This window comes from Ruegeria sp. CDSA034, from assembly GCF_059612275.1.
The window spans coordinates 74,052-90,754 of record NZ_JBXWQH010000012.1 but is presented as its reverse complement, the minus strand read 5'-3'; the positions used below and the strand labels follow the sequence as shown (position 1 = coordinate 90,754).

Sequence of the window (16,703 nt, the reverse complement as noted above, 5' to 3'; positions counted from 1 at the left end):
GCAGATGTAAAGAAACGACCCATCACATGCCCAAAGCGAAGATCACCAAAGAAGAGGCGCTGGCCTTTCACCTCGACCCGACACCCGGCAAGTGGGAGGTTCAGGCCACCGTTCCCATGACGACGCAGCGCGATCTGTCGCTGGCTTATAGCCCCGGTGTCGCTGTTCCATGTGAAGCTATCGCCGAAAACCCAGAGACTGCTTACGACTACACCAACAAGGGCAATCTGGTTGCGGTGATCTCGAACGGCACGGCGGTTCTGGGCCTTGGAAATCTGGGTGCGCTGGGTTCGAAACCGGTGATGGAGGGCAAATCAGTCCTGTTCAAACGGTTCGCTGATGTGAACTCGATCGATATCGAGCTGGATACCGAAGACCCGGATGAATTCTGCCGCGCTGTGCGTCTGATGGGACCGACCTTTGGCGGTATCAACCTGGAAGACATCAAGGCGCCCGAGTGTTTCATCATCGAACAGCGCCTGAAGGAAGAGATGGACATCCCCGTCTTCCACGACGACCAACACGGCACGGCGGTGATCTGTGCGGCGGGTCTGCTGAACGCGCTGCGTATCTCGGGCAAAAAGATCGAAGACGTGAAAATCGTGCTGAACGGCGCGGGTGCGGCGGGTATCGCCTGTATCGAGCTGCTCAAGTCGATGGGCGCAAAACACGAAAACTGCATCGTCTGCGACACCAAGGGCGTGATCTACCAAGGCCGAACCGAGGGCATGAACCAGTGGAAATCCGCCCACGCGATCACCACCGAGTTGCGCACATTGGAAGAGGCGATGAGGGGCGCGGACGTATTCCTTGGTGTGTCGGTCAAAGGCGCGGTGACGCAGGATATGGTTGCCAGCATGGCGGACAATCCGGTGATTTTCGCCATGGCAAACCCGGACCCGGAGATTACGCCAGAAGAGGCGCATGAGGTTCGTGTTGATGCCATCGTCGCCACCGGGCGCAGCGATTATCCGAACCAGGTGAACAACGTTCTGGGCTTTCCTTACTTGTTCCGGGGCGCGCTGGACATTCATGCCCGCGCTATCAATGACGAGATGAAGATCGCTTGCGCCCATGCACTGGCTAATCTGGCGCGCGAGGATGTGCCGGATGAGGTCGCCATGGCCTATGGCAAATCTCTGACCTTTGGCCGGGATTACATTATCCCGACGCCGTTCGACCCACGCCTGATCCACCGTATTCCGCCCGCCGTGGCAAGGGCCGGGATGGACACCGGAGCAGCCCGACGCCCGATCATTGATATGGACGCCTATGAGCTGAGCCTGAAATCCCGCATGGACCCGACCGCCAGCATCCTGCGCGGCCTGAACGCCCGTGCACGTCAAGCGCAAAGCCGGATGATCTTTGCCGAAGGCGACGATCCACGCGTCTTGCGCGCGGCGGTGATGTATCAGCGATCGGGCTTTGGCAAGGCGCTGGTTGTTGGTCGTCCAGACGATGTGAAGGAAAAGCTGGAAGCCGCCGGCCTGGAGGACGCGGTGCGCGAGCTGGAGGTGATTAACGCCTCCACAACCACGCATCTCGAAGCCTATAAGGATTTTCTTTACAAGCGTCTGCAGCGCAGTGGCTTTGATCGCAAGGATATCCATCGTCTGGCCGCGCGGGATCGCCATGTGTTCTCTTGCCTGATGTTGGCGCATGGTCACGCCGACGGCATGGTTACCGGTGCAACGCGGAAATCGGCACATGTGCTGGAACGCATCAATCATGTGTTTGACGCTGATGCCGAACATGGGGCCGTTGGTGTGACGGCGCTGTTGCACAAGGGTAAGATCGTTTTGATTGGTGACACGCTGGTCCATGAATGGCCGGATGAGCATGATCTGGCCAATATCGCCGAACGCTCGGCCTCGGTCGCGCGGCATTTGGGGCTGGACCCACGCGTTGCCTTTGTCAGCTTTTCCACCTTCGGCTATCCGGTATCTGAGCGGGCTGAGAAAATGCACGTAGCGCCCGAGATTCTGGATAAGCGCGGCGTCGATTTTGAATATGATGGCGAGATGACCGTGGATGTGGCGCTGAACGTGGAACAGCAAGAGGCTTATCCCTTCTCGCGTCTGACGGGCCCAGCCAATATCTTGATTGTACCCGCACGGCATTCGGCCTCGATCTCGACCAAGCTGATGCAAGAGATGGGTGGCGCGAACGTCATTGGCCCGATCCTGACCGGTGTCGATAAGCCGATTCAGATCTGTTCGACTGGCTCGACAGCAAATGACATTTTGAACATGGCCATTCTGGCCTCTTGCGATATTGGATAAACCGTGACGATCTGGAACCTAGGCTCGATCAATGCGGACATGGTCTATGCCCTGCCGCATCTACCCACTGCCGGTGAAACCCTGGCCGCTTCGAACCTGGAGCGGTTTCTGGGTGGCAAAGGGGCCAACATGTCCGTTGCAGCGGCGCGTGCCGGATCGCGTGTGGCGCATATCGGTGGCATTGGGCCGGACGGGCGCTGGGCCCTGGATCGCATGACCGAATATGGCGTCGACACCCGGTTCATTACCGAGGTCGACGTGCCTACAGGACACGCGATCATTGCGGTGGACGAGCAGGGTGAGAACCAGATCATTCTGTATCCCGGCGCGAACCACGCCATCGAACAGGATCAGCTGGGACAGGCCTTATCGCAGGCTGTTCCCGGTGATCTGCTGGTCATGCAGAACGAGACCAACGCCCAGGTCGAGGCCGCCCGCATGGGCCGTGATCTGGGACTGACCGTCTGCTATGCCGCAGCGCCGTTTCAGGCTGATGCCGTACAGGCGGTGCTGCCTTATCTGGACTTCCTGATCCTGAATGAGGTCGAGGCAGAACAGCTGCGCGAAAGTACGGGCCAATCCGTCGCTGAATTGCCCGTTAAGCATGTACTGGTCACGTTGGGGTCTAAGGGTGCGCGCTACCTGCCCAAGGATGGTGAGGCACTTGAGATTTCGGCACACAAAGTAAAAGCCGTGGACACGACCGGCGCAGGGGATACCTTTACCGGATACGTTCTGGCCGGAATGGACCGCGGGTTGCCGATGCCGCAGGCGATTGCACAAGCAAATCGTGCCGCGGCCCTGATGGTCACGCGGCACGGCACGGCGGATGTTATTCCCGACCTCAAAGAGGTGCTGGAAGCCCGGTTCGGTTAGGACCCGGCGAAAGGTGCGTTGCTACCCCAGAGCTGTTTGACGCGCGCATCCCGACCGCAGGCTTTGCGGTAGGCTTTGTATGCGTTTTTCTGGCGTTTCGGTCCAAAGCGGGTGAGCACCAGCTTGTCGCCCTTGTAGTAATCCTGATGGTAAGCTTCGGCCGGGTAAAAGGTGCCCGCGTTTAAGATGGGCGTGACTACGGTTTGACCCAGCGCTTGCTGCGCATTGGCTTTGGCTTTCTGCGCCAACGCTTTTTCGCCTGTGTTAGAGACAAAAACAGCAGTGCGATAGCTGTTGCCGCGATCACAGAACTGGCCGCCTGCATCGGTTGGATCAACGGAACGGAAGAACATGCTCAGCAGGGTTTCACGGGAAACCCGCGAAGAGTCGAAGGTGATCTGAACAGCCTCGTAATGTCCGGTGCCACCTTTCGTCACTTGGTCATAAGTCGGATTGGCTGTCTTACCGCCGGTAAAGCCGGATACGGCGCCAATCACGCCGGGAACCGATTCAAAATCGGATTCAACACACCAAAAACACCCTCCGGCGACGGTCAGGGTTTCAGTGCCGGCAGCTGGCGCGGGCAGGGCACGCAGCATCGCGGCCAGTGTGATCAGGACAAACAGAAGCGACGGTTTAACGAAACAGAGGTATGTGGTCCGGGTCATGGCAGATCTCCTTCTGAGATCAGGCTGCCCCTACTTTTCTGCCGTTGCAATCCGCTGACATGGTTTGTCACGCGCTGGTGAGACGAGTTTATCGGCGCTTACCCCAGCAACTGTCCCAGTTTCATCGCCACACCCATATTGCCCGAGATCTTGAGCTTGCCCAATGCCACGCCGGTCATTGGGTTCAGCTTGCCGGTCAGCAGTTTGGTCAGGTTTTCCTGTGAAATTCGTATTGTGCAGTCTGCATCCTGATCTTGCGTCGTCGCTTGATTGTCGATCAGCACGATCACCCCGTCATCACCGCAATCGAACTTGAGAGAGCCGTCAAACGTCTTGTCTTTCAGACCTTTTTGAATCCCGTCAGCGATGTCCTGAAGCATGGTCTACCCTTTCCCTGTTGACCCTTGCGTAAAGAAAAAGGGACGAAACAGGCAAGGGTGACGCTACTGGAACTGACTGGTCAGCGAAGACAAAGAAAAACCCGGCGCCCTCTTGGACACCGGGTTCGTCATCCAACAATGGCGTGACTTACTTGGACAGACGCTTTTCGCGCGCGGCCAGCAATTTCAGCCGCAGGGCGTTCAACTGGATAAATCCGGCTGCGTCTTTCTGATCATATGCCCCGGCATCGTCTTCAAAGGTCACGTGTTCCTCTGAATACAGCGAGTGATCCGACCAGCGGCCAACGGTCGATGCCAGACCTTTGTACAGTTTCACGCGGACGGTGCCGGTGACGTGTTCCTGCGACTTGTCGATCGCAGCTTGCAGCATTTCGCGTTCGGGTGAGTACCAGAAGCCGTTATAGATTGCTTCCGCATATTGCGGCATCAACTGGTCTTTCAGGTGCATCGCGCCACGGTCCATGGTGATCGACTCGATACCACGGTGCGCTTCCAGCAGGACGGTGCCGCCAGGTGTTTCATAGATGCCGCGCGATTTCATGCCAACAAAGCGACCCTCGACCAGATCCAGACGGCCAATGCCGTGTTTGCCGCCATATTCGTTCAGCTTGGTCAGAATGGTTGCGGGGCTCATCGCTTCGCCATTGATGCTGACCGCGTCGCCTTTTTCGAAACCAATCTCGATGAATTCAGGCTCGTTCGGCGCATCCTCGGGGTGAACCGTGCGCTGATAGACATAGTCGGGCGCCATATCGGCAGGGTCTTCCAGAACCTTACCCTCGGACGAGGTGTGCAGCAGGTTGGCATCAACCGAGAAGGGTGCCTCGCCGCGTTTGTCCTTGGCGATCGGGATCTGGTTCGCTTCGGCAAATTCCAACAGCTTGGTCCGGCTGGTCAGGTCCCATTCGCGCCAGGGCGCGATCACCTTGATGTCGGGGTTCAGCGCGTAAGCCGCGAGTTCGAACCGCACCTGATCATTGCCCTTGCCGGTTGCGCCGTGGGCAACCGCGTCGGCACCGGTTGCTTCGGCAATCTCAACCAGACGTTTCGAAATCAGCGGGCGCGCGATCGAGGTGCCCAGCAGATACAGGCCCTCATACTGCGCATTGGCGCGGAACATGGGGAAGACAAAATCGCGGACGAATTCCTCGCGGACATCCTCAATAAAGATATTCTCGGGCTTGATTCCCAGCATCTCGGCCTTTTGGCGCGCTGGCTCAAGTTCCTCACCCTGACCCAGATCGGCAGTGAAGGTTACGACCTCACAACCATACTCGGTCTGCAGCCATTTCAGGATGATCGAAGTATCAAGGCCACCGGAATAGGCCAGAACAACTTTCTTGGGCGCGGACATCTGACTTCCCCTTATTCATAAGACGATTGGCCCCTAACGGGTTTTGTGAGCGGGGGCAAGTTATCTGCGTTGACCCGGCGCCGGAATTGAGGTGAAACGTTCGTCTATAAAACAAGGATTGGTTGAGAGGGCAGTTTTCGGATGTTGGGTTGGAGAATTTTTAAGCACGCGCTTAACATGATTTTTAATGATTTTGGTACTGCGTTGCGAGTGTCGTCCCCGTTAATAGCGGTTTCCCTGTTCGGGGTTGTGCTTTTCATCGTAAAAGGGTCGGAATACGTCACCGGAGGACAGGGTCAGTTCGAGGGTGTCTTGCTGCTTGGGCTTCTGAGTTACATTGCCACCTTATGGGTTGCTGTTTCTTGGCATCGCTACTGTCTGCTGGAAGAGTATCCAGAAAAGACAATCCCGGATTTTAATGTTTCACGCATTTTAGGGTATTTCGGGTGGGGTCTTTTGTTAGGGTTGATCCTCTTAGGTATGGTAGCCCTATTGTTCGCCGTTGTTTACGCCGCCGGCGGTTTTATAGCAGGATCGCTGTCATTGTTTGGCGGCGTTCTATTGGGTGTCGGGCTGATTTTTACTATTTGGGTCACTCAGCGTCTGAGCCTGGTTCTTCCCGCAAGCGCTGTGGGAAAGCCGATCAGATTTGATGACTCGTGGCGTGCTACGCGGCCTATTGCGACAGCAATTCTTATCGTTTTCCCGATTTTGGGCGCGTTTGGTTTTGCTATTGGTCTTGTTGTAGGGTTCTTAGGGGTCTTCTCGGCACTATTAGGGTATGCGCTTCAGGCCATCGTAAATTGGATGATCGCAATGGTAAGCCTGAGCGTTCTGACAACCATGTACGGTCTTTGTGTCGAAAAGCGCGAACTCGCCTGACTCGCGTACACATTTGTACTCCTTGCCCTTTCGGCGGTGATGCGGCACTGAAACGTTCATGACCGATTTCATGACCCGCGCCCGCGCCGCCGAACAGGTGATGCGTTCTGTTTTTCCGGCAACGCCGTTGCAACGGAATGCCCATCTGTCCGACCGCTATGGCGCCGATATCTGGCTTAAGCGTGAGGATCTCAGCCCGGTGCGGTCTTATAAGATCCGCGGCGCGTTCAATGCCATGCGCAAGCAGCAAGGGCAGGATCTGTTCGTCTGCGCAAGTGCGGGCAATCATGCGCAGGGTGTTGCCTATATGTGCAAACATCTGAACGTACGCGGTGTCATTTTCATGCCTGTGACCACGCCGCAGCAGAAAATCCAGAAGACCCGGATTTTCGGCGGCGACAATATCGAGATCCACCTGACCGGAGACTATTTCGACGACACGCTGGCCGCCGCGCAAGACTGGTGCGCCCAGCAAGGTGGGTACTTTCTGTCGCCCTTTGATGATGAGGACGTGATCGAAGGTCAGGCGTCCTTAGCGGTTGAGATTGAGGAACAGCTTGGACAGGTTCCCGATCATGTCATCTTGCCAGTGGGTGGTGGTGGCATGTCGTCTGGCGTGGCCACATGGTTCGGGGATCGGACGCATTGTCTGTTCGTGGAGCCGGCGGGTGGCGCTTGTCTGCGCGCGGCTTTGGCGGCGGGCCATCCGGTGGCTCTGGATCACGTAGATACATTTGTCGACGGTGCGGCAGTAGGTCGGATCGGTGAAAAGCCGTTTGAGCTGTTGAAATCTCGCCATTTGTCCGACGTTTTGGTTCTGTCCGAAGATCGCATCTGTACCACCATGATCGAAATGCTGAACGTCGAGGGCATCGTGCTGGAACCAGCGGGGGCCCTGGCGGTTGAGGCTGTGGGCGACGTGCAAAGCTTTATCCGGGGTAAGACCGTGGTGTGCGTCACCTCGGGCGGCAATTTCGATTTCGAACGCTTGCCCGAGGTTAAGGAACGGGCGCAGAGGTATTCGGGCGTCAAAAAATACTTCATCCTCCGCCTGCCACAACGTCCAGGCGCATTGAAGGAATTTCTGGGCATTCTAGGTCCTGAGGACGATATTGCCCGCTTTGAGTACATGAAAAAATCGGCCCGCAATTTCGGATCCGTCCTGATCGGTATCGAAACGCGAAAGCCTGAGAATTTTGTGCGCCTGTTTGCGCATCTTGATGATGCGGGCTTTACCTATACCGACATTACCGAAGACGAAACGCTGGCGCAGTTCGTGATCTGAAGCCACGATCAATTTGTGTGTCTCTCCGGCCTGTTCAATCTTCATTTCGATTTCTGGAATTGCCGGGAAATGTAGCGTCGCGAACAGGAAGAAGCCACGCTGACATTCGCTAAAGACTGCCGAGCCCCGCCTTAAATTCGGCGGTTGAGCGTTCAAAAATGCTGAGGATATTGGCAAAGTCGACCGCCTTGCTGTCCCCTAGTGCCGATTGTCGTTCCCCGTCCTGACACAGCTTGGCCACAGCCTCGAATCCAAGGCTCAGCGCGCTACCTTTTACGAAATGCAGGTTTTGTTCAAACTCGGTGCGGGCGGTGTCGTTTCGAAGCCGGGTAAGGGCTTCGTTCACCTCATCAATGAAGATCTGCACCACCTCATCAAACTCACTTGCGCCAACCTCGTCCCTTAGTTGCCGGACCCTGGACCAGTTGATCATGCCATCCTCGCTTTATCTGCCCGGGGATTTGGTATCGCGGAACCGGTAAAGAGCAGGTTAAGCGGAATGAATTTCGGCTTTCACCCATTGTTAAACTGCGGCGCGATAGGGTCTTCCCATTCCGATAAGCGCCGTTGGGTAGAGGGTTAAGGTGACGAGGGTCAGTCAGGCAGACAGTGGATCAGATCTGGATTTTGGTGTGATCCAAAAGGTGCTTGTCGTCGATGACAGCCGCCTGCAGCGCCGTATTCTGGTCGCCTCGCTCAAGAAATGGGGCTTCGACGTGCTTGAGGCCGATAGCGGCGACGTTGCGATTGAAATGTGTGCGTCGGACCCGCCGGATCTTGTCCTCAGCGATTGGGTGATGCCTGGGATGAGCGGGCTGGATTTCTGCAAGGCGTTCCGCGCCTTGGACAACAAGCAATACAGCTATTTCATCCTGCTGACCTCCAAAAGCGAAAAGCAAGAAGTGGCGCGCGGCCTGGATGCCGGTGCGGATGATTTTCTGATCAAACCGCTTGAGGCGGATGAACTGCGGGCGCGTATATCAGCCGGTGCGCGTATTCTGGATATGCAGCGCGAATTGTCCAAGAAAAACCAATTGATCGAAACCGCGCTTGAAGAACTGCGCGTCGCCCATGACGCGATCGACAAGGACCTGATCCAAGCACGCAAGATACAGGAATCGCTGGTACCCGAGCTGACGCGCGATTTCGGCAAGTCCCGGGTCAGCATGTTGCTGAAACCCTGCGGTCATATCGGCGGCGATCTGGTGGGGATGTTCTCTCCGGGTGTGAACAGGCTTGGGTTCTACAGTATCGATGTGTCCGGGCATGGCATCACGTCTGCGATGATGACTGCACGCTTGGGGGGCTATCTGTCCAGCAATCATTTTGATCAGAACGTGGCGATGGCGCGGCGGTTCGACAAATTTTATGCTCTGCTACCGCCGGAAGAAGTAGCCGAAACCCTGAACTCGCGACTGATGGCGGATACGGGGATCGAAGAGTACTTCACGATGGTCTATGCCATCGTAGACTTGCGCAACGGGCATGTGAAAATGGTACAGGCCGGGCACCCGCACCCGCTGCTGCTATGTCAGGACGGCAGAACGGAATTTCTGGGCGAAGGCGGGTTGCCTATCGGATTGCTACCGGACGTCACGTTTCAGCGGACCGAATTCTACATGCAACCCGGCGACAGGCTATTGCTGTATTCCGATGGGTTCACAGAATGCAGTCTCGCCGACGGTGGCCTGCTGGACGAGGATGGCTTGCGGCAGATGGCGCTGGATTGCGGGCCGGATCGAAACGGAACGGAGTTCCTGGACGATATGTTCTGGCGGCTGACGCAAGCGATGGCACCTGGCCGAGGTATGGATGATGATGTTTCGGCTGTTTTCTTTGAATACAACGGACACTAAAGCCGCTGTTCATGCAGCCCGGCAAAGTGGCGATCTCCGTCATTGCCCAGCAATTGGACCGCATCGGCGGTGTCCATCCATATGGCTTCATGGAACGGCTCAGACGGTGGACCCATGCGCTGGATGGGACGCGCGCGATAGATATGGCACAGCTTTTCGGCCCACAAATCGTATTCGGGCATATAAGTGAACCGACGAAAAGCGCCGATGCGGCGGGGCGACGCGATCAACCAGCCGGTTTCCTCGAACACTTCTCGGTGCAGGGCAGTGATGGGTGATTCGCCCGGATCAATTCCGCCGCCGGGCAATTGCAGATCGGGTCCGGGTTCTGTCTGACAGGTCAGCAAAAGGCTGCGGCCTCGGGGCAGCAACGCATAAACACCCACCCGGCGTGTATATGTTCGCCCGGCCTGAGGGGTTTCACCAAACCGTCTGATCATGTATGGCCCCTTAAAACCCGAATAGTTCGACCTATATGCTGGCGGTATGCCAACCTGTGGCGTGTAAGGAAACCCCATGTCTCTTGGAACAAAAATCGCGTGGGACGACACCGTCCTGCCCTTTCAACTTGATGTATCGGATATGCGCGGCCGCGTGGCCCGTCTGGATGGTGTGCTTGATGGCATCCTGAGCCAGCATGACTATCCAGAAAAGGTCGAGGCTCTGGTGGCCGAGATGGCCCTGCTGACCGCATTGATCGGCCAGACAGTAGCGCTGCGCTGGAAGCTGTCCCTGCAGGTTCAGTCTAAAGGTCCGGTGCGCATGATTGCGACCGACTATTATGCGCCTCAGCAAGAGGGGGAGTCGGCCCGCATTCGCGCCTATGCCAGCTTTGACCGCGACCGTCTGACCGATAGTGCGCCGTTCGATCAAGTGGGTGAGGGGTATTTTGCCATCATGATCGATCAGGGTGAGGGGACCCAGCCGTATCAGGGGATCACCCCCCTGGCCGGTGGGTCGCTGAGTGCCTGTGCCGAGGCGTATTTCGCCCAGTCGGAACAGTTACCGACCCGGTTTTCGCTGAGCTTCGGCAAATCGACCGAACCCGGCGTTGGCGAACATTGGCGCGCCGGTGGTGTCATGCTGCAGCACATGCCTAAGGCTTCGCCCTTCGTGGCATCCAGCGAGGGCGACGGAAACATCCTGACAGCGGATGACCTTGTCGATGGTGAAGAAGGTGAAAACTGGGGCCGCGTCAACATCCTGCTGGATACGGTCGACGATTTGGAACTGATCGGTCCGTCGATTGCACCCACGGATCTGTTGGTCCGGCTGTTTCATGAGGAACAGCCGCGGGTATACGATGCGCAGTCAGTGCAATTCGGCTGTACCTGTTCAGAAGACCGTGTTCGTCAGAGCCTGTCGATCTATTCGGCCAAGGACATCGAAAAGATGACCACGCCCGAAGGCGACGTGACGGCTGATTGTCAGTTCTGCGGTGCACATTACGTGCTGGATCCTACTACGGTCGGATTTGATGCTGACAACGCCTGATCCAACTGATCAGCTGCGGGCGGCCTTGCGTCGCCCCGGCAACGGGTCCAGTGATTTTGACCTGAATCCCGATTTTGCCCTACCTGAGGGTCGCAAACTGCGCCCTGCCGGTGTTTTGGTTCCGATTTCAGTAGCAGATGGTGCCCCGCGCTTGATTTTGACCAAGCGATCCTCGGCGCTTAAGCATCACCCGGGGCAGATAGCGTTCCCAGGTGGTAAGCAGGATAACGGCGATGCGGACGTGACTGCCACTGCATTGCGTGAGGCGCGCGAAGAGATCGGACTGCCGCAGGAAATGCCGGAAATTCTTGGCCACCTACCGACGCATGAAACAGTGACCTCATTCACCGTCACACCTGTGGTGGCGATCCTGCGGAAACCTTTCCAACCCGTGCCTGAGCCGGGCGAAGTGGCCGAGGTGTTTTCAGTTCCACTTGCACATGTGCTCAACCCTGCGAATTATATCGTTGAATCGCGCCGCTGGCGCGGACAAAGGCGGTATTACTTCACGGTACCATTCGGCCCTTATTACATCTGGGGCGCAACAGCCCGAATTTTGCGGGGATTGGCAGCACGGATCAACGAATGACGCAAATCACAGAAGACTGGGTGACGGAACCGGCAACACAACGGGTCTGTGCTGCCCTAACCGATTCCGGGTACCAAGCCTTGTTTGTGGGTGGATGTGTACGTAACGCGCTGTTGGGCGCCACGGTATCGGATATCGACATCGCCACAAATGCGCGGCCCGACACAGTGGTAGAGCTGGCGCAGAAAGCAGGGCTTAAGGCCATACCCACAGGGATTGATCACGGCACAATCACCGTGGTTAGTCAGGGTATCCCGCATGAGATCACTACCTTTCGCCGTGATGTTGAAACGGATGGCCGTCGCGCCGTCGTCGCCTTTTCCGACAAGGTCGAAGAGGATGCCGCACGTCGCGATTTCACGATGAACGCGATATATGCACGGCCCGACGGGACAATCTTGGACCCTCTGAACGGTTTGCCAGACCTGCAAGCGCGCCGCGTCCGGTTCATCGGCACTGCGGCGAACCGCATTCGCGAGGATTATCTGCGTTCGCTGCGCTATTTCCGGTTTCACGCCTGGTATGGCGATGTCGAGGCAGGGTTCGATCCCGACGCTCTCGCCGCCATTGCGTCCAACCTGGACGGGCTGGCCGGCTTGTCGCGCGAACGCGTGGGCGCTGAGCTTTTGAAGCTTCTGGGCGCACCAGACCCCGCGCCGTCCGTCGCCGCAATGCGCAGCGCCGGAGTACTGGTGCAACTATTGCCGGGTGCTGATGATCGTGCATTGGCCCCGTTGATTGCATTGGAACAGCAGGCAGGCGCTGATCCGGAACCGGTGCGGCGACTGGCGGCAATTGCACCGCCGGAAGTCGCAAAAACCCTGCGCCTGAGCCGCGCGCAATTGCAGCGCCTGACCCGAATGCGGGATGAGGCGTCCAGCCCGGCCAGCTTTGCCGAATTGGGATTTCGGTACGGTGAAGCAGACGGGCTGCACGAAGCGCTGTTGCGATGTTCTTTTTTGGAAATGCCTTGGTTAGACTCGATAAAACACGATCTCCACGTTGGTGCGGGCGCGACCTTCCCGATTAAGGCAACCGATCTGATCCCCGAGTTCACCGGTCCTGCGCTGGGCAAGAAACTGGCCGATCTTGAGGCGAAGTGGATCGCCTCGGGGTTCACACTGGGCCGCGAAGATCTGCTTGGCGGATAAAGGAAGTCTCAAAAGGGGATGACAAGTAAAAGAGTTTATGATTATTTGCCCCTGTCACATGAATGGAGGGATGCGAATGTATTACGGGATCTGGGACAGCTAAGGCTGGAACACTTTGACCCGTAAGGGTGGTGTTCTGACGCCATCTTTCTTCGCATGACTTACTTTTTGCTCAACCGGAGCACTCTCCATGTTTCGCTATTTCGAAAACCTCGTTGACCCTTTTGTTGCCTACAAGGAAGCCGACACGCCGCCGACGCGGTTGTGGCCATTCATGCTGGATTACTCGCAACCTTTCATGCGGGTGTTCTTCTGGGCTGGTTTAATCTCTGTCGTTGTTGCGGCAGTTGAAGTTGGCCTGATTTACTACATGGGCCGAGTGGTTGACCTGCTGTCGGGCCCTCCGGCCGAGGTCTGGCAGAACCACGGCACCGAATTTATCCTGGTCGCGGCGTTTGTGCTGCTGCTGCGCCCGATGCTGCATGTCGTGGATGTGCTGTTGTTAAACAACACGATCCTGCCGAACTTTGGCACCCTGATCCGCTGGCGTGCCCACAAACACGTTCTGCGCCAATCCGTTGGGTGGTTCGAAAATGACTTTGCCGGTCGGATTGCCAACCGGATCATGCAAACGCCGCCTGCCGCAGGCGAGGCTGTGTTTCAGGTGTTTGACGCCATCTCATTTTCGATCGCCTATCTGATTGGCGCGGCGATCCTGTTGATGGCGGCGGATCCACGGTTGCTGTTGCCACTGCTGATCTGGTTTGCGCTTTACGCCATACTGGTGCGCTGGACGGTGAAAAGGGTCGGTCCGGCTTCGCAGGCTGCGTCCGATGCGCGCTCGGCTGTGACGGGTCGGGTGGTGGACAGCTATACCAACATCCATTCGGTCAAGATGTTCGCCCATAAGGAACAAGAGCTGGACTATGCCCGCGAAGCCATTGAAGAAACGCGTCGTACCTTTCAGGTCGAAATGCGGATTTTCACCATAATGGATGCGGTACTGGTCGCTCTGAACGGTTTGCTGATCGTCGGCGTGGTTGGTTGGGCCATTTCCCTGTGGATGCAAGGGAGTGCATCTGTGGGTGTCGTTGCGGCGGCGACTGCTTTGACCCTACGACTGAACGCGATGACTGGATGGATCATGTGGGCGCTGACCAGCTTCTTCCGTCAACTTGGTGTCGTGGCCGAAGGCATGCAGACCATTGCCCAGCCCGTTGACCTGTTGGATGTGCCGAATGCCAAGCCATTGCAGCTGAGCAAGGGTCAGATCGACATCCGTGATCTGTCACACCATTACGGTCGCAAGACCGGCGGGCTGGATCACATCAATCTGACCCTCAATCCGGGCGAAAAGATCGGTCTGATCGGGCGGTCCGGTGCGGGAAAATCGACCCTAGTTAAGTTGCTTTTGCGGTTTTACGACGTTGAACAGGGCGCGATCCTGATTGACGGTCAGGACATTTCCAGGGTCACGCAGGACAGTTTGCGCAGCCATATCGGTATGGTTCAGCAGGACAGCGCCCTGTTGCATCGGTCGGTGCGTGACAACATCCTCTATGGTCGCCCCGATGCCACTGAAGAACAGATGATCGCCGCCGCCAAACAGGCTGAGGCGCATGAGTTCATCCTTGATCTGCAAGACCCAGAAGGGCGCACGGGGTATGATGCGCATGTGGGCGAGCGGGGTGTGAAACTGTCCGGCGGTCAGCGGCAGCGCGTGACGCTGGCGCGGGTGATCCTGAAGGACGCACCCATTTTGCTGTTGGACGAGGCGACATCCGCTCTAGATTCCGAGGTCGAAGCGTCAATTCAGGAAACTCTCTACGGTATGATGCAAGGAAAAACCGTGATCGCCATCGCCCACCGGCTGAGCACCATCGCGCAGATGGACCGTTTTTTGGTCATGGATGGTGGTCGGATCGTTGAAGAAGGCGGCCATTCCGAACTGTTGGCGCAAGGTGGGCTTTACGCCCAGTTCTGGGCGCGGCAATCTGGGGGCTTCCTGAATCCGGAGGCCGCTGAATGAGGATTGCCGACCTCATAAATCCGTTCAAGAACATCGAAACGCCCCCGCCGCAAACGCTGGGGGCGTTCATTCGCTGGTGCCTGTCTGGCGCATGGCCAATGATCTTCGTCGCAGCGTTTTTCTCGGCTACTGCGGGTGCGATGGAGGCGGGCACTGCGTGGATGCTGGGCCTGGTCATTGATGCAGCAACCACAAGCGGACCCGAGAACTTTCTGACCGCCAACAACGTCTGGATGATCCTTGGGGTCGTTGCGTTTTTCATGCTACTGCGGCCAGCCCTGTTCGGGCTTTCGTCGTTGACCAACAACTATATCGTCATGCCCAATATCACGCCGTTGGTTCTGGCCAAGCTGAACCGGTGGACGTTGGGCCAGTCGGTCACATATTTCGACGACGATTTTGCCGGGCGGATCGCGCAGAAGCAGATGCAAACATCCAACGCGATGGCGTCGGTGGTATCCGAGACGATCAGTGCGATCGTGTTTGCCTTGGCCTCGCTGGCGGGCTCATTACTTTTGTTAGGGTCTATTCATCCGCTGGTTATGCTGCCATTTGCGGCTTGGCTGGTCGTGTATTTCTTGCTTGTCCGTTGGTATCTGCCGCGCATCCGTAAACGCTCAGCGGCGCGGGCAGGCGCTCGCGCGATGGTGTCCGGGCAAGTTGTCGACACGATCACAAATATCAAGACCGTTAAACTGTTCGCCCATTCGGAATTCGAAGATCACGCCGCGCGAAATTCCATGGTTGATCTGCGTGAAAAGATGTTGGCGTTCGGAAGCCTGTCGGCCAGTTTCCGCTTTATCTTGATGCTGTTGGCCGGGGTTCTGCCGGTTTTGCTGATAGGTGCAACGCTGTGGCTGTGGCAAGCGGGGTCTGCGACAGCCGGTGACATTGTGGCCGCAGGTGCCATTTCCATCCGCATTGCCCAGATGACTGGCTGGGTCAGCTTCACCCTCATGGGTCTTTACGCCAATGTGGGTGAGATCGAGAACGGCATGAATACGCTGGCCAAGCGCGAACGGGTCGAGGATCAAACGGGCGCGGCGGAGTTGTCCGTGCCCGAAGGCCAGATCACCTTTGACCATGTCAGCTTTGCTTACGGTCGGGATGTTGGCGGTGTATCAGGCCTGAACATGACCGTGCACCCCGGTGAGAAACTGGGCATTGTCGGCGCTTCGGGGGCAGGGAAATCAACCTTGGTTTCGCTGCTGTTGCGCCTGTACGATGGTGAAAAGGGCACGATCTTGATAGATGGTCAGGACGTATCCGGAGTAACGCAGGACAGCTTGCGCCGTCAGATCGGCATGGTCACGCAGGAAACCGCGATGTTCAATCGGTCTGCGCGGGAGAATATTCTTTACGGTCGTCCAGACGCCTCGGAAGAGGAAATGTTCGAGGCGGCAAAAAAGGCCGAGGCGCATGAATTCATCCTCGGCCTTCAGGATGCCCACGGCCGCACCGGCTATGACGCACATCTGGGCGAGCGCGGAGTGAAGCTTAGCGGTGGCCAGCGACAGCGGATTGCGCTGGCGCGCGCCATTTTGAAGGATGCGCCTATATTGGTGCTGGATGAGGCAACCTCGGCACTGGATTCCGAGGTTGAGGCCTCGATCCAGACGGCTTTGCATCGGGTGATGCAAGGCAAGACGGTTCTGGCTATCGCGCACCGTCTGTCCACACTCAGCGAGATGGACCGGATTATTGTCCTGGACCAAGGGCGTATCGTGGAAACCGGCACACATGACGCGTTGTTGGACCAGGGCGGGCTATATGCCCGGTTCTGGCATCGTCAGTCAGGCGGGTTCATTCAGGCTGAAGCTGCGGAATAAGGGTTTT

15 protein-coding genes are annotated in these 16,703 nt (G+C 57.1%); 10 read left to right on the top strand and 5 right to left on the bottom strand.

Annotation, left to right across the window (positions count from 1 at the left end; all coding sequences use genetic code 11):
• The first annotated feature begins 26 nt into the window (after positions 1-26).
• On the top strand, positions 27-2,282 hold the full coding sequence (locus tag AC2FLJ_RS17585; RefSeq protein ID WP_282153636.1) for an NADP-dependent malic enzyme: 2,256 nt from the start codon (positions 27-29) through the stop codon (positions 2,280-2,282).
• Between the two features lie 3 nt (positions 2,283-2,285).
• Complete coding sequence (locus AC2FLJ_RS17580) at positions 2,286-3,158, top strand: ribokinase (RefSeq protein WP_496697574.1); 873 nt, start codon at positions 2,286-2,288, stop codon at positions 3,156-3,158.
• Here AC2FLJ_RS17580 and msrA read toward each other — a convergent pair.
• The 3 genes from msrA to AC2FLJ_RS17565 all read right to left on the bottom strand — a co-directional run bounded on the left by msrA (position 3,155) and on the right by AC2FLJ_RS17565 (position 5,581).
• Positions 3,155-3,826, bottom strand: coding sequence for a peptide-methionine (S)-S-oxide reductase MsrA (msrA, locus tag AC2FLJ_RS17575; RefSeq protein ID WP_058279255.1), 672 nt, complete (start codon positions 3,824-3,826; stop codon positions 3,155-3,157). The genes AC2FLJ_RS17580 and msrA overlap by 4 nt on opposite strands.
• Before the next feature lie 98 nt (positions 3,827-3,924).
• The gene (locus AC2FLJ_RS17570; protein ID WP_282170595.1) at positions 3,925-4,206 is read right to left on the bottom strand and encodes an SCP2 sterol-binding domain-containing protein; all 282 of its coding nucleotides are present in this window, start codon (positions 4,204-4,206) and stop codon (positions 3,925-3,927) included.
• A gap of 148 nt (positions 4,207-4,354) precedes the next feature.
• Entirely contained in the window at positions 4,355-5,581 is a 1,227-nt protein-coding gene (locus tag AC2FLJ_RS17565) for an argininosuccinate synthase (protein WP_472722508.1), read from the bottom strand.
• A gap of 177 nt (positions 5,582-5,758) precedes the next feature.
• On the opposite strand from AC2FLJ_RS17565, the gene AC2FLJ_RS17560 reads away from it, so the two are divergent.
• Together AC2FLJ_RS17560 and ilvA are read left to right on the top strand one after the other, a co-directional pair.
• On the top strand, positions 5,759-6,463 hold the full coding sequence (locus tag AC2FLJ_RS17560) for a hypothetical protein (RefSeq protein ID WP_282170597.1): 705 nt from the start codon (positions 5,759-5,761) through the stop codon (positions 6,461-6,463).
• Between the two features lie 58 nt (positions 6,464-6,521).
• Positions 6,522-7,748, top strand: coding sequence for a threonine ammonia-lyase IlvA (ilvA, locus tag AC2FLJ_RS17555; RefSeq protein WP_496697568.1), 1,227 nt, complete (start codon positions 6,522-6,524; stop codon positions 7,746-7,748).
• 109 nt (positions 7,749-7,857) lie between these two features.
• Here the strand turns inward: ilvA and AC2FLJ_RS17550 are convergent, their stop codons facing one another.
• Positions 7,858-8,181, bottom strand: a complete 324-nt coding sequence (locus AC2FLJ_RS17550; protein WP_496697566.1) for an Hpt domain-containing protein — start codon at positions 8,179-8,181, stop codon at positions 7,858-7,860.
• A gap of 151 nt (positions 8,182-8,332) precedes the next feature.
• On the opposite strand from AC2FLJ_RS17550, the gene AC2FLJ_RS17545 reads away from it, so the two are divergent.
• Positions 8,333-9,604, top strand: coding sequence for a PP2C family protein-serine/threonine phosphatase (locus AC2FLJ_RS17545; RefSeq protein ID WP_496697564.1), 1,272 nt, complete (start codon positions 8,333-8,335; stop codon positions 9,602-9,604).
• On the opposite strand, the gene AC2FLJ_RS17540 is transcribed toward AC2FLJ_RS17545, so the two are convergent.
• A complete protein-coding gene (locus AC2FLJ_RS17540; RefSeq protein WP_058275119.1) occupies positions 9,601-10,044 on the bottom strand; it encodes an NUDIX hydrolase in 444 nt (147 codons plus the stop codon). The two genes, AC2FLJ_RS17545 and AC2FLJ_RS17540, sit on opposite strands and share 4 nt — an antisense overlap.
• Before the next feature lie 76 nt (positions 10,045-10,120).
• On the opposite strand from AC2FLJ_RS17540, the gene hslO reads away from it, so the two are divergent.
• The 5 genes from hslO to AC2FLJ_RS17515 all read left to right on the top strand — a co-directional run bounded on the left by hslO (position 10,121) and on the right by AC2FLJ_RS17515 (position 16,696).
• On the top strand, positions 10,121-11,098 hold the full coding sequence (gene hslO / locus AC2FLJ_RS17535; protein WP_472722514.1) for an Hsp33 family molecular chaperone HslO: 978 nt from the start codon (positions 10,121-10,123) through the stop codon (positions 11,096-11,098).
• The gene (locus AC2FLJ_RS17530; protein WP_496697560.1) at positions 11,082-11,687 is read left to right on the top strand and encodes a CoA pyrophosphatase; all 606 of its coding nucleotides are present in this window, start codon (positions 11,082-11,084) and stop codon (positions 11,685-11,687) included. The genes hslO and AC2FLJ_RS17530 overlap by 17 nt, the downstream gene beginning before the upstream one ends.
• Complete coding sequence (locus AC2FLJ_RS17525) at positions 11,684-12,838, top strand: CCA tRNA nucleotidyltransferase (protein ID WP_496697558.1); 1,155 nt, start codon at positions 11,684-11,686, stop codon at positions 12,836-12,838. Before AC2FLJ_RS17530 ends, AC2FLJ_RS17525 begins: the two co-directional genes overlap by 4 nt.
• 190 nt (positions 12,839-13,028) lie before the next feature.
• Complete coding sequence (locus AC2FLJ_RS17520) at positions 13,029-14,867, top strand: ABC transporter ATP-binding protein (RefSeq protein ID WP_496706966.1); 1,839 nt, start codon at positions 13,029-13,031, stop codon at positions 14,865-14,867.
• The gene (locus tag AC2FLJ_RS17515) at positions 14,864-16,696 is read left to right on the top strand and encodes an ABC transporter ATP-binding protein (protein WP_496706964.1); all 1,833 of its coding nucleotides are present in this window, start codon (positions 14,864-14,866) and stop codon (positions 16,694-16,696) included. The genes AC2FLJ_RS17520 and AC2FLJ_RS17515 overlap by 4 nt, the downstream gene beginning before the upstream one ends.
• The last annotated feature ends 7 nt before the right edge of the window (positions 16,697-16,703 follow it).